Source organism: Geodermatophilus sp. SYSU D00691 (assembly GCF_054050275.1).
The window spans coordinates 151,740-163,615 of sequence record NZ_JBJGYZ010000006.1; the positions used below are offsets into that span (position 1 = coordinate 151,740).

The window sequence follows — 11,876 nt, forward strand, 5'->3', positions numbered from 1 at the left end:
GGACTCCGCTACGGGCGGCGCTCGGCGGTGACCATGGCGACGGCGACCGCGAACGGGGCCACGCCGGCCAGCAACGTGGTCGAGAGCACCTCCGACGCCGGCAGCGGGATGCCGGCGGGGGAGGCGAGCAGCGCCCAACCCAGCGCGAACAGGGGCAGGGTGACCACGCCGGTGCCCAGCGCGGCGCGCAGGCGGGCCGCCCGCCCGTCGCGGCGGGCCAGCACCCCGGCGAGCAGGGCCGGCACGAACGGGACCGTCCAGCGGACCAGCAGGTCGGCGGGGTGGGCGCCGAACCCGCCCCAGGAGGCCAGCGACACCGCGGCGGTCAGCGAGACGAACGCCGCGGCGGCGACCACCGCCCACCACACCGACGCGGCGGCGGGGGAGCGGAACGTCCGCGCCGGCCGGGTCACCCGCCCGGCGGCCCACAGGCAGAGCCCGGCGCAGACGACCAGGAACTGCACCAGCGACGAGGGCACGTCGGTCACGCCGTCGGCGGTCCGCCCGGGCAGCGGCCAGTCCTGGGCACCGAGCAGGGCGAGGACGACGGCCAGCGCCACCGTGGTGCCGGCGATGCCGAACGCGTTGGCGCTCGCGCGGACCGCGGGCGCGGCGACCGTCACCGCGACCGGCTCGGCGACCTCGTCGGTCACCAGCTGCAGGTGTGCGCTCCCCCGGGTCGTCACCGGCCGAGCGTCACACGCCGTAGCCGGCCGGGCGAGCCGCCGGGGACCCGTTCACCGGTCCGGGCGACGAGGCGTCACCCACGGTGATCAGCGGGGGAGGGCGGCGCTGACCGCGCGGATCTGCGCGGGGCCGGTCCGGCAGCACCCGCCGACCAGGCGGGCGCCCGCGGCGACCCAGCGGGGGACGTCGGCGGCGGCCCGCACCGGCTCGCCGGTCCAGCGGCGGCCGGCGGCGTCCCAACGCTCGCCGCTGTTCGGGTAGACGACGACCGGCACGCCGCAGGCCGCGGCGGCCTCCACGGCCGGCAGGACGCCCGCCGGGTCGGTGCAGTTGACGCCGACCGCGATCAGGCCGGGGGTGTCCGCGGCCTGCGCGAAGACCTCGGCCGCCGGTTCGCCGCGGCGGGTGCGCACGGTCCCCTCGTCGTCGAGCACGGTGGTCAGCGACAGCCACACCGGGACGTCGAGCGCGGCCGCTTCGGCGAGCAGCGCCTCCGCCTCGGCGGCGGCCGGCACGGTCTCCAGCGCCAGCACGTCGACGCCGGCCGCGGCCAGCCCTTCCATCCGCGGGCGGTGGAAGCGCCGCAGGGCGGAGGTCCCCAGGTCGTCGGCGTAGCCGCCGGTGTACTCCGAGCCGTCGGCCAGCATCGCGCCGTAGGGCCCGACGGAGCCCGCCACCCAGGCGTCCGGCGCGGCGCGCCGGGCCAGCGACACCGACCGCTGCAGCAGGTGGTCGGTCTCCCCGGACCCGAGCCCGGCGCGGGCGAAGCCCTCGTGGGTGGCCTGGTAGCTCGCCGTCGTGACCACCTGCGCCCCGGCCGCGGCGTAGGCGGCGTGGACGGCGGCGATCGCCGCGGGCGCGTCGCGGAGCAGGCGGGCGGACCACAGGTGGCCGGAGAGGTCGTGGCCGCGCCGCTCGAGCTCGGTGGCCAGGCCGCCGTCGAGGACGACGGGCCCGGCAGCCAGGGCCTCGGCGAGCGGCGTGCGCGGTGCCACGCCGTCATCATCCGCGCCGCCCTGCGGTCGGTGCCCCGCTCCCGCAGGATCGGCAGATGGTCTTCGTCTTCGGCTGGGGTCCGCGCCGTCGCCGTCCGCGCTACGGCCGCCCCTACGGGCCCCCTCCCGGGTACGGCCGGGGGTACGGCCCGCCGCCGGGCTACGGCTACCGGCGCCGCGGCGACGACAACTGCCTGCGCGACCTGCTGTTCCTGCAGACCGGCTGCTGCCTGGCCCAGCTGCTCGGCTGCGGCCCCGAGGCGATGCTCGTGCTGCCGGGCACGGTGCGGCGGGCGGTCCGGGCGCCGGGGCGGCCGGCCGAGCGCATGGTCGCGGCGATCCGCGTCTACCAGCGGGAGATCAGCCCGCGCCGTCCCCCGTGCTGCCGGTACTCGCCGACCTGCTCGGCCTACGGTATCGAGGCGATCCGCCGGCACGGCGCGCTGCGCGGCGGCTGGCTGACGCTGCGCCGGCTGGTGCGCTGCCGCCCCGGCGCGGCCGGCGGCCCCGACCCCGTCCCCTGAGCAGCGCATCCGCGACACTGGACGGCGTGCCCGCCAGCGACGACGCCTCCGGTGACCTGCCCGTCACCGACCGGCTCGTCGTGCCCGCGGGCGCGCTGGCCTGGCGGTTCTCCCGCTCGTCCGGCCCCGGCGGCCAGGGGGTCAACACCGCCGACTCGCGGGTGGAGCTCTCCGTCGCCGTCGACGACCTGCCCGGGCTCGGCGACGAGCAGCGGCAGCGGCTGACCGAGCGGCTGGGCGGCCGGCTCGTCGACGGCGTCCTCACCGTCGCCGCCAGCGAGCACCGCCAGCAGCTGCGCAACCGTCAGGCCGCGCGCGAGCGGCTGGCCGCGGTGCTGCGCGCCGCCCTGGCGCCCTCGCCGCCGGCTCGCCGCCGCACGAAGCCGACGCGGGGCAGCCAGGAGCGGCGGATCCAGGCGAAGAAGATGCGCGGCGAGCTCAAGCGCTCCCGACGGCGGTGGGACTGACCGCCCGCCGGCGCCGGCGTGACGCCCGACGAGGGGAGGACCCGTGAGCGTGACGGTCCGGCTGCGACGGGTGCGTCGCCCTGTCCGCCGGGGTGATCGCCGAGCGGGAGGAGCTGCTGCCGACCGGGCGCACGGTGGCCGACGCGCTCGCGGCGCTGCCGCCCGCCGCGACGTCCCGGGAGAGGTGTCAGCCCGGGAGCGCGTCGCCCCCGGCGGCTGAGCCCGGCTCGCGCACCAGCACCCACAGCGGCAGCTCGTCGTCCGCGGTCCGGGTGGCCTCGGCGACGGTGAAGCCGGACCGGCGCAGGAACGCCGCGTCGGCCCAGGCGTGCACCGCGGTGGCGGCCGGCAGCCCGCTCGCGTCGACCGCCGCCAGCCCCGCCTCCAGCAGCGCGGTGGCCGCGCCCCTCCGCCGGGCGGTCGGCCGGGTGCCGAGGTGGGCCAGCCGCCAGTGCGGCCCGGCCGGGGCGAGACGGGCGACCAGCTCGTCGGTCCGGCGCACCGCCGGCCACCGCTCGGCGGAGAGGAACGGGAGCTCGCGGTCCAGCGCCGCGCGGACGTCGTCCGGCAGCGGCCGGGTGCCCGGCGCACCGGGCGGCGGCACCCACGCGGCCACCGCCGTGACGTCGTCGGTGACCCACGCCGTGCCGGTCGACACCGCCCGGTGGCCGGCCGACAGCTCGTGCAGGCGGGTGAGCCGCTGCATGCGGCCGTCGCCGGGCAGCGCCCAGCGAACCCACCGCGAGTCGCCGAGCGACAGGGTGAGCGTCGCGGCGATCCGCGGCACGTCCCGCTGCTCGGCGGGCCGCACCGGCGGCGGGGGCGGCGGGGGAGGGGTCTCGATGCGCTCGACGGTCGGGCGCCGCTCGGTCACCGCCCCATCCCACCAGACCCCGCCGCTGCCTCAGTCCTTGGGCTCGGCCATCTGGCGGTGCGTCACCGCCTTGACCCGGTCGGGCAGGACGTCGCCGATCGCCTTCTGCGCCTTGGTCATCAGCGAACCGCCGACGATCTTGTTCTTGCCGTCCATGAGCGCGGCGAAGCCCTGGGCGGCGACCTGCGCCGGGTCGTCCTTCTTGCCGCGGCCGATCGGGGTGTGGTCCATGACGGCGCGGTGGAAGAAGTTCGTCTCGGTGGGTCCCGGCATCAGCGAGGTGATGGTGACGCCGGTGTCCTCGAGCTCCTCCTGCACCGCCTCGGCGAAGGACTGGAGGAACGACTTCGAGGCGTTGTAGACCGCCTGGAACGACCCGGGCATGGTCGAGGCGATGGAGGAGGTGATCAGCACCTTGCCCTCGTCGCGGGCGGCCATGTCGGTGAGCACCAGCTTGGCCAGGTGCACCGTCGAGGTGACGTTGAGGTCGATGACGTCCTGCTCGTCGGCCAGGGGGGTGTCGATGAACGCGCCGCCCCGCCCGACGCCGGCGTTGAGCGCCACCGCGTCGAGCGCGCGGCCGCCGGCGGTCGCGGCGGCGTAGAGCTGGGTCACGCCGTCCGGGGTCCGCAGGTCCACCTGCACGCTCTGCACCTCGGCGCCGGTCTGCCGCAGCTCCTCGGCGGCAGCGAGGAGACCGGCGTCCTCGGCGGCGATCACGAGGTCGAAGCCGTTCTGCCCGAACTGCCGGGCCAGCTCCAGCCCGATCCCGCTGGACGCGCCGGTCACCAGTGCGAGGGGCTTGGTCGTCGAAGTCATGGTCGCGCCCTACCCGGTGGGGTCCGGTCCGATTCAGGATGTCCCCGTGCGGCTCGACGACGCGGTGGCCCTGCTGCTGGCCCTCCCGGGCACCTACGAGGCTGACCACCACGGCCGCCGGTCGGTCCGGGTGGGCGGCGGCGAGGTGGTCGCCTCGGTCCCCGAGGACGGCGTCGTGAACGTGCTGGTGGACGACGACCTGGCGCGCGCCGCCGCCGGGGCGCCCGGGGTCGAGCTGCTGTGGTGGGGGCAGCGGCTCTCCGGCGTGCGGGTCGCGGTCGCCGCCGTCGACCCGGGCCTGTTCGAGGAGCTCGCCGAGGCCGCCTGGCGCCGCCGGGCCCCGGCCGCGCTCCGCCGGGAGCGCTGAGCCGCACAGCCGCGCCGAGGGCGCCGTGAGGTCCTCGGAACGCAGCCTTGACGCCGGGGCAGCCGTCGGGAAACGACGGCCGCCGAACCTCGTCGTGTGCCCACCGCCCTGCCGATGCCGTCCGCCGCCCGGCCGGGCGACGGCACGGGTGGCACGCGCACCACCGACACCCACTGCCCGTACTGCTCGCTGCAGTGCGGGATGAGCGTGACCGCCGGCGACCGCCCGGCGACCCTGGTCCCTTCCGACTTCCCGACCAACCGCGGGGGCCTGTGCTCCAAGGGCTGGTCGTCGGCCGAGCTGCTCGACCACCCGGAGCGGCTGCTGCGCCCGCTGGCGCGCGCCGTCCCCGGCGACCGCACCAGCCCGCTGGTCGAGACGACGTGGGAGGACGCCCTGGACCGGGTGGTCGGCGCGATCGGGCGCACCCAGCGGGAGCACGGCCGCGACGCCGTCGGCTGCTTCGGCGGCGGCTCGCTGACCAACGAGCAGGCCTACCAGTTCGGCAAGTTCGCCCGCGTCGCGCTGCGCACCAGCGCCATCGACTACAACGGCCGCTTCTGCATGTCCTCGGCCGCCGGCGCGGCCACCCGCGCGTTCGGGATCGACCGCGGCATGCCGTTCCCGCTCTCCGACATCGCCGGCGCCGACGTCGTCGTCCTGGTGGGCAGCAACCCGGCCGACACCATGCCGCCGGCCATGCAGTGGTTCGACGCCGGGCGCGAGCGCGGCGCGCAGCACGTCGTCGTCGACCCCCGGCGCACGGCGACCGCCCGCGACGCCGCCCTGCACCTGCAGCCGCTGCCCGGCACCGACCTGGCGCTGGCCAACGGGCTGCTGCACATCGCCGTCGCCGAGGGACTGGTCGACGAGGAGTACGTCGCCGCGCGCACCACCGGCTTCGAGGAGGTCCGGGCCGGCGTCGCCGCGTACTGGCCCGACCGCGTGGAGCGGCTGACCGGCGTGCCGGTGGCCGACCAGCGGCGCACCGTCTTCGCGCTGGCGCGGGCGGAGAAGGCCGTCGTCCTCACCGCCCGCGGCGCCGAGCAGCACCGCAGCGGCACCGACACCGCGCAGGCGTGGATCAACCTCGCCCTCGCGCTCGGCCTGCCCGGCCGGCCCGGCAGCGGCTGGGCCACGGTCACCGGGCAGGGCAACGGGCAGGGCGGCCGGGAGCACGGGCAGAAGGCCGACCAGCTGCCGGGCTACCGCCGGCTGGCCGACCCCGCCGCCCGCGCGCACGTCGCCGCCGTCTGGGGCGTCGACCCCGACGACCTGCCGCAGCCGGGCCGCAGCGCCTACGAGCTGCTCGACGCCCTCGGCACCGACGGCGGCGTGCGCACCCTGCTGGTGCTCGCCTCCAACGTCGCCGTGTCCGCCCCCGACGCCCGCCGGGTGGTCAGCCGGCTCGGCGACCTCGACTTCCTCGCCGTCAGCGACTTCTTCCTCTCCGAGACCGCGCAGCTGGCCGACGTCGTCCTGCCCAGCGCCATGTGGGCGGAGGAGGAGGGCACGATGACCAACCTCGAGGGGCGGGTGATCCGCCGGCGCCGGGCGCTCGACCCGCCCGCCGGCGTCCGCGACGACCTGCAGCTGCTGGCCGAGCTCGCCGGGCGCCTCGGCGCGCGGGGCTTCAGCGGCGACCCCGAGACGGTCTTCGAGGAGCTCGGCCGGGCCAGCGCCGGGGGAGCGGCCGACTACTCCGGCATCAGCTACCGGCGCATCGACGACGAGCAGGGCGTCTTCTGGCCGTGCCCCGCCCCCCAGCACCCGGGGACGCCGCGGCTGTTCACCGAGCGGTTCGCCACCCCCGACGGCCGCGCCCGGTTCCTGCGGGTGGAGCACGTGGAGCCGCACGAGCGGCCCGACCGCGAGTACCCGTACGTGCTGACCACCGGCCGGGTGCTGGCCCAGTACCAGTCGGGCACGCAGACCCGCCGCTCGCGCAGCCTGCAGCTGGTGGCGCCGGTGCCGCGCGCGGAGCTGCACCCCGACCTCGCCCGCCGGCACGGCATCGGCCCCGACGACGTCGTCGAGCTGGCCACCCGCCGCGGCCGGGCGCGCTTCGCCGCCCACCTCACCGACGCGATCCGGCCCGACGTCGTCTTCGCCCCGTTCCACTGGGGCGGCGGCTCCAGCGCCAACGCGCTGACCGACGCCGACGCGCTCGACCCGACCAGCCGGATGCCCGCCTTCAAGGTGTGCGCCGTCGCGGTGACCCGCGTCGGCCCGCCCGAGGAGCGGCTGCCCGCCCCGGCCGACCAGCCGGCCCCGCGCCCCTTCCAGCACAGCCCATCCCGCGAACCGCGACCGCCGTCCCGGAGGAGGACCACGAGCGTGAAGAGCAGCCCCCGGTTCCTGCAAGGAGTCTTCCCGATCACCGGCGAGGGCCTGGCGAAGCCGGGCCCGCTCGATCCCTCGCTGCGCTACACCGTGCCCGCCGGCGCGTCGGCCCAGGCGCTGTACTTCCGCGGCGGCAACTCCGCGCCCGAGCTGGTCTACGTGCTCCTGCTGCGCGACGGCGAGCCGATGCGCTGGTTCCCGATCGGCGCCAGGGGCGACGTGCACGTGCCGCTGCGGGTGGTCGAGGACCTGCCCGGCGGCACCGTCGTCGAGCTGCACGCCGCCGCGCCCGAGGGCGTCACCGGCGAGCTCGTGCTCGACCTCGGGCTGGTGGAGGTCTGATGACGGCCGTCCTGGGCGGGCGCCCGGCGGGGGTCACCGCCCTGCACATCGACGACGACACGCTCGACACCCGCGCCCGGCTGGTCGTCGTCGGCAACGGCATGGCCGGCGCGCGGCTGGTGGAGGAGGTGCTCGAGCGCGGCGGCGGTGAGCAGTTCCGGATCACCGTCTTCGGCGACGAGCCGCACGGGTGCTACAACCGGATCATGCTCTCGCCGGTGCTGGCGGGGGAGGAGGACGAGGACTCGATCGTCCTCAACACCCACGAGTGGTACGCCGACAACGGCGTCGAGCTGCGCGCCGGGGTGCGGGTCGAGCGGGTCGACACCGCCGCCAAGCAGGTGCGGGCCGACGACGGCACGGTCACCCCCTACGACCACCTCGTGCTGGCCACCGGCAGCTACTCGTTCATCCCCCCGGTCAAGGGGGTGCACCGCGCGGACGGCAGCCTGCTGCCCGGCGTCTTCGGGTTCCGCACCATCGAGGACACCCGGGCGATGGTGGAGGCGGCGCGCACGCACCGGCGCGCGGTCGTCGTCGGCGGCGGCCTGCTCGGGCTGGAGGCCGCCCGCGCGCTGCAGACCCACGGCATGGCGGTCGACCTGGTCGACGCCGCGCCGCACCTGATGAGCGCCCAGTGCGACGCCGACGCCGGCGCGATCCTCCGGGCCGGGGTGGAGGCGCTGGGCATCACCGTGCACCTGTCCACCCTCACCGCCGAGGTGCTCGGCGCCGACCGGGTGCGCGGCGTGGTGCTCTCCGACGGCCGGCAGCTCGAGGCCGACGTGCTGGTGCTCGCCGCCGGCATCCGCCCGCACACCGACGTCGCCGTCCTCTCCGGGCTGGAGGTGGAGCGGGGCATCGTCGTCGACGACCAGCTGCGCACCGACGACCCCGACGTCTACGCCATCGGCGAGTGCGCCCAGCACCGCGGCACGGTCTACGGCCTGGTCGCCCCCGCCTGGGAGCACGCGAAGGTGCTCGCCGACGTGCTCACCGGCGCCGACCCGTCCGCCGAGTACCACGGCAGCCGGCTGGCGACGAAGCTGAAGGTCGCCGGGGTCGACGTCGCCACCATGGGCGTCAAGGCGCCCGAGCGGCCGGACGACGAGGTCCTCGTCATCTCCGAGCCCAGGCGCGGCGTGCACTGCTCGGTGGTGATCCGCGACGACAGGCTGATCGGCGCGACCCTGATCGGCGACACCCGCAAGGTCGCCTTCCTCACCCAGGCCTTCGACCGCGGCAGCCCCCTGCCCGAGGAGCGGATCCGCCTGCTGGTCGACCTCTCCGACGGCGCCGAGGAGGTCGGCGTCGCCGAGATGCCGATGGACTCGCAGGTCTGCAACTGCAACGGCGTCTCCAAGCAGGCCATCTGCGGCGCGGTCGCCGACGGCTGCAGCAGCGCCGGTGCCGTGATGGACCGCACCCGGGCCGGCAAGGGCTGCGGCTCGTGCAGGTCGCTGGTCAGGCAGGTCGTCGAGTGGGCCGCCGGCGGCGAGGTGACGGAGGACGAGTCGGCGAGCTGGTACGTGCCCGGCGTGCCGCTGGCCAAGCCGGCGCTCGTGGCGGCGATCCGCTCGCAGGACCTCCGGAGCGTCTCCGCCGTCTTCGCGGCGCTCGCGCCCGGCGGCGCCGAGGACGCGAGGTCGAAGATGGGGCTCACGTCGCTGCTGCGGATGATGTGGGGGGACGAGTTCGTCGACGAGCGCGACGGCCGGTTCATCAACGACCGGGTGCACGCCAACATCCAGCGCGACGGCACGTTCTCCGTCGTCCCCCAGATCAAGGGCGGGGTCACCACCCCCGCCCAGCTGCGGACGATCGCCGACGTCGCCGAGAAGTACGAGGTGCCGATGGTGAAGATCACCGGCGGCCAGCGGATCGACCTGCTCGGCGTCCGCAAGGAGGACCTGCCGGCGATGTGGGCCGACCTCGGCATGCCGTCGGGGCACGCGTACGGCAAGAGCTTCCGCACCGTGAAGACCTGCGTGGGCAGCGACTTCTGCCGCTTCGGCCTGGGCGACTCCACGCAGCTCGGCATCGACCTGGAGGAGCGGCTCAAGGGCATCGAGAGCCCCGGCAAGCTGAAGCTCGCCGTGGTCGGCTGCCCGCGCAACTGCGCCGAGGCCTACGTCAAGGACGTCGGCGTCGTCGCCGTCGGGAACGGGAAGTGGGAGGTGTACGTCGGCGGCGCGGCCGGGGCCACCGTGCGCAAGGGCGACCTGCTGGCCACCGTCGACTCGCCGGCCGCGGTGCTGGAGCTGACCGGCCGGTTCATCCAGTACTACCGCGAGCACGCCAACTGGCTCGAGCGCACCTACGACTTCGTGCCGCGGGTCGGGCTGGAGACGGTGCAGGCCGTGCTGCTCGAGGACGCCGAGGGCCTCGTCGCCGGCCTCGACGAGCGGCTGCAGATGTCGATCGACGCCTACACCGACCCCTGGGGCCAGGACGGCGCCGCGCCGGCCACGCCGGGGCAGTTCCGGCCGGCCCTGCCGCTGCTCGACCTGCCGGAGGTGCCCGTCCGATGAGCCTGCTCGAGCAGTCCGCCGCCGCCGCGACCACCGCGCCCGCCGTCCGGGCCTGGACCGTCGGCCGGGTCGACGACATCCCGCCGGGGGAGGGCCGCGCCTTCGTCGCCGGGGACACCCAGGTCGCCGTCTTCCGGCTGCGCGACGGGTCGCTGCACGCGACCCAGGCCGGCTGCCCGCACGCCGGCGGACCGCTGGCCGACGGGCAGACCGATCCCGACGTCCTGGTCTGCCCGCTGCACCTCTACGCGTTCCGCTGGTCCGACGGCGCCTCGCCGGCGGCCGGGCTCGCCATGCGCCGCTACCCGGCGCGCGACGTCGACGGGAACGTGGTCGTCGACGTCTGATGTGCCGCGTCCGAGGAGACCGCCGGCGGCGCCTCCCGGTGACCATCGAGCACGCCCACGGCGAGACCGGGATCCCCGCGGAGCCCGACCGGGTCGTCTCGCTGGGCTACACCGAGCAGGACGCGATCCTCGCGTTCGGGGTGGTACCGGTCGCGGTGCGCTACGCCTTCGGGCCCGAGGACGACGTCTTCTTCCCGTGGGCCGACGAGGCCGCCGGCGACGCCGAGCCGGTGATCATGCCGCGGGCCGAGGTCGACTTCGAGGCGATCGCGGCGGCCGAGCCGGACCTGATCATGGCCGTCACCACCGGCCTGACCGAGGACGAGTACGACACCCTGTCCGGCATCGCGCCGACCGTGGTGCAGCCGGCCGGCCACGTCGCCTTCGGCACGCCCTGGCAGGAGCAGACGCGGGTCACCGGGCAGGCCCTCGGCCAGGAGGAGCGCGCCGAGGAGCTCGTCGCGGAGGTGGAGGCGCTGTTGGACGAGGCGCGCGCCGAGCACCCGCAGCTGGACGGCGCGAGCCTCACCCTGTCCGGCCCGGCGTTCGAGGGCGAGTACCCGTTCCACGCCTCCGACGACACCCGCACCCGGTTCTTCGTCGACCTGGGCATGACCGTCTCGGCCGAGCTGGACGAGATCGCCGGCGACCAGTTCTACGGGACGGTCAGCCGCGAGCAGACGAACCTGCGCGACGCCGACGTGATCGTGTGGCAGTCCGGCGCCGCCGAGGAGCGCGCCGGGATCGAGGCGGACCCGGTGCTCGCCGCGATCCCCGCCGTCGCCGAGGGGCGCTCGGTGTTCGTCGAGGGGTCCGACTACGACGCCCTGCAGTTCTCCAGCGCGCTGAGGCTGCCGTACCTGCTGGAGAGCTTCGTGCCGGAGCTCGCCGCCGCCGTCCCCACGACCTGACCCGCCGCTTCCGACGCCGGGAGCGGGGTCAGCGGCCGCGGGGGGCGGCGCGGACGTGGAGGCGTTCGCCCTGCGGGCCGAACAGGCCGAGGACCTCGGCCGGCTCGTCGAACGGGTTGCCGATCCAGTGCGGGGTGCGGGTGTCGAACTCGGCGACCTCGCCGGGCGCCAGGACGACGTCGTGCTCGCCGAGCACCACCCGCATCCGGCCGGAGAGCACGTAGAGCCAGTCGTAGCCCTCGTGCACCTTGAGCTCGAGGTCGCCCGGCGCGCCGGGCGGCGTGCGCGGCGGGTAGACCATCTTGAACGCCTGGATGCCGCCGGGCCGCCGGGTCAGCGGGACGACGGTGGTGCCGTGGTGGCTGCTGCGCGGCCGCAGGTGCACCCGCGGGTCGCCGATGGGCGGCGCGCCGACCAGCTCGTCGAGCGGCACCTGGTGCGCCCGGGCGAGGGGCAGCAGCAGCTCCAGCGTGGGCTTGCGGTCGCCGGACTCCAGCCGCGACAGCGTGCTCACCGAGATGCCGGTGACCTCCGACAGCTCGGCGAGCGTCGCGCCCTTCTCCCGGCGCAGCGCCCGCAGCCGGGAGCCGACCCCCGCCAGCACGTCCTCGTCCACGGTTCCATTTGCTGTCCGGGCAAAGGAGTTTGTCAAGTCGGCGGCGCCGGGTG

Annotated in this window: 12 protein-coding genes; 7 read left to right on the forward strand and 5 right to left on the reverse strand. The window is 76.2% G+C overall.

What is annotated here, in order from left to right; translation table 11 throughout:
* Window positions 1–8: 8 nt before the first annotated feature.
* Together ACI797_RS06565 and mmuM are read right to left on the reverse strand one after the other, a co-directional pair.
* The gene (locus ACI797_RS06565; RefSeq protein WP_456857747.1) at window positions 9–686 is read right to left on the reverse strand and encodes a hypothetical protein; all 678 of its coding nucleotides are present in this window, start codon (window positions 684–686) and stop codon (window positions 9–11) included.
* Window positions 687–773: 87 nt separating this feature from the next.
* Window positions 774–1,682 carry a homocysteine S-methyltransferase gene (gene mmuM / locus ACI797_RS06570; RefSeq protein ID WP_456857750.1) on the reverse strand — a complete coding sequence of 303 codons (909 nt, stop codon included), beginning with the start codon at window positions 1,680–1,682 and terminating at the stop codon, window positions 774–776.
* 56 nt (window positions 1,683–1,738) lie between these two features.
* Between mmuM and yidD the strand changes: the two genes are divergently transcribed.
* A complete protein-coding gene (gene yidD, locus ACI797_RS06575) occupies window positions 1,739–2,206 on the forward strand; it encodes a membrane protein insertion efficiency factor YidD (RefSeq protein ID WP_456857755.1) in 468 nt (155 codons plus the stop codon).
* 26 nt (window positions 2,207–2,232) lie between these two features.
* Window positions 2,233–2,673 (forward strand): alternative ribosome rescue aminoacyl-tRNA hydrolase ArfB, encoded by a 441-nt coding sequence (arfB, locus tag ACI797_RS06580; protein WP_456857759.1) that lies wholly within the window; start codon window positions 2,233–2,235, stop codon window positions 2,671–2,673.
* Window positions 2,674–2,860: 187 nt separating this feature from the next.
* On the opposite strand, the gene ACI797_RS06585 is transcribed toward arfB, so the two are convergent.
* On the reverse strand, window positions 2,861–3,547 hold the full coding sequence (locus ACI797_RS06585) for a GNAT family N-acetyltransferase (protein WP_456857762.1): 687 nt from the start codon (window positions 3,545–3,547) through the stop codon (window positions 2,861–2,863).
* Window positions 3,548–3,577: 30 nt separating this feature from the next.
* Window positions 3,578–4,366 (reverse strand): SDR family NAD(P)-dependent oxidoreductase, encoded by a 789-nt coding sequence (locus ACI797_RS06590; protein ID WP_456857764.1) that lies wholly within the window; start codon window positions 4,364–4,366, stop codon window positions 3,578–3,580.
* Window positions 4,367–4,412: 46 nt separating this feature from the next.
* Here ACI797_RS06590 and ACI797_RS06595 point away from each other — a divergent pair, with 46 nt between their 5' ends.
* The 5 genes from ACI797_RS06595 (at window position 4,413) to ACI797_RS06615 (ending at window position 11,207) form a co-directional block, all read left to right on the forward strand.
* Entirely contained in the window at window positions 4,413–4,733 is a 321-nt protein-coding gene (locus ACI797_RS06595; RefSeq protein WP_456857766.1) for a hypothetical protein, read from the forward strand.
* A gap of 96 nt (window positions 4,734–4,829) precedes the next feature.
* On the forward strand, window positions 4,830–7,418 hold the full coding sequence (locus tag ACI797_RS06600; protein ID WP_456857769.1) for a molybdopterin oxidoreductase family protein: 2,589 nt from the start codon (window positions 4,830–4,832) through the stop codon (window positions 7,416–7,418).
* The gene (gene nirB, locus ACI797_RS06605; RefSeq protein ID WP_456857771.1) at window positions 7,418–9,949 is read left to right on the forward strand and encodes a nitrite reductase large subunit NirB; all 2,532 of its coding nucleotides are present in this window, start codon (window positions 7,418–7,420) and stop codon (window positions 9,947–9,949) included. Before ACI797_RS06600 ends, nirB begins: the two co-directional genes overlap by 1 nt.
* Complete coding sequence (locus ACI797_RS06610; protein WP_456857775.1) at window positions 9,946–10,296, forward strand: Rieske (2Fe-2S) protein; 351 nt, start codon at window positions 9,946–9,948, stop codon at window positions 10,294–10,296. The genes nirB and ACI797_RS06610 overlap by 4 nt, the downstream gene beginning before the upstream one ends.
* Window positions 10,297–10,334: 38 nt before the next feature.
* Window positions 10,335–11,207, forward strand: coding sequence for an iron-siderophore ABC transporter substrate-binding protein (locus ACI797_RS06615; RefSeq protein ID WP_456857779.1), 873 nt, complete (start codon window positions 10,335–10,337; stop codon window positions 11,205–11,207).
* A 28-nt stretch (window positions 11,208–11,235) separates the two neighbouring features.
* Here the strand turns inward: ACI797_RS06615 and ACI797_RS06620 are convergent, their stop codons facing one another.
* A complete protein-coding gene (locus ACI797_RS06620) occupies window positions 11,236–11,823 on the reverse strand; it encodes a helix-turn-helix domain-containing protein (protein ID WP_456539716.1) in 588 nt (195 codons plus the stop codon).
* Window positions 11,824–11,876: the final 53 nt, after the last annotated feature.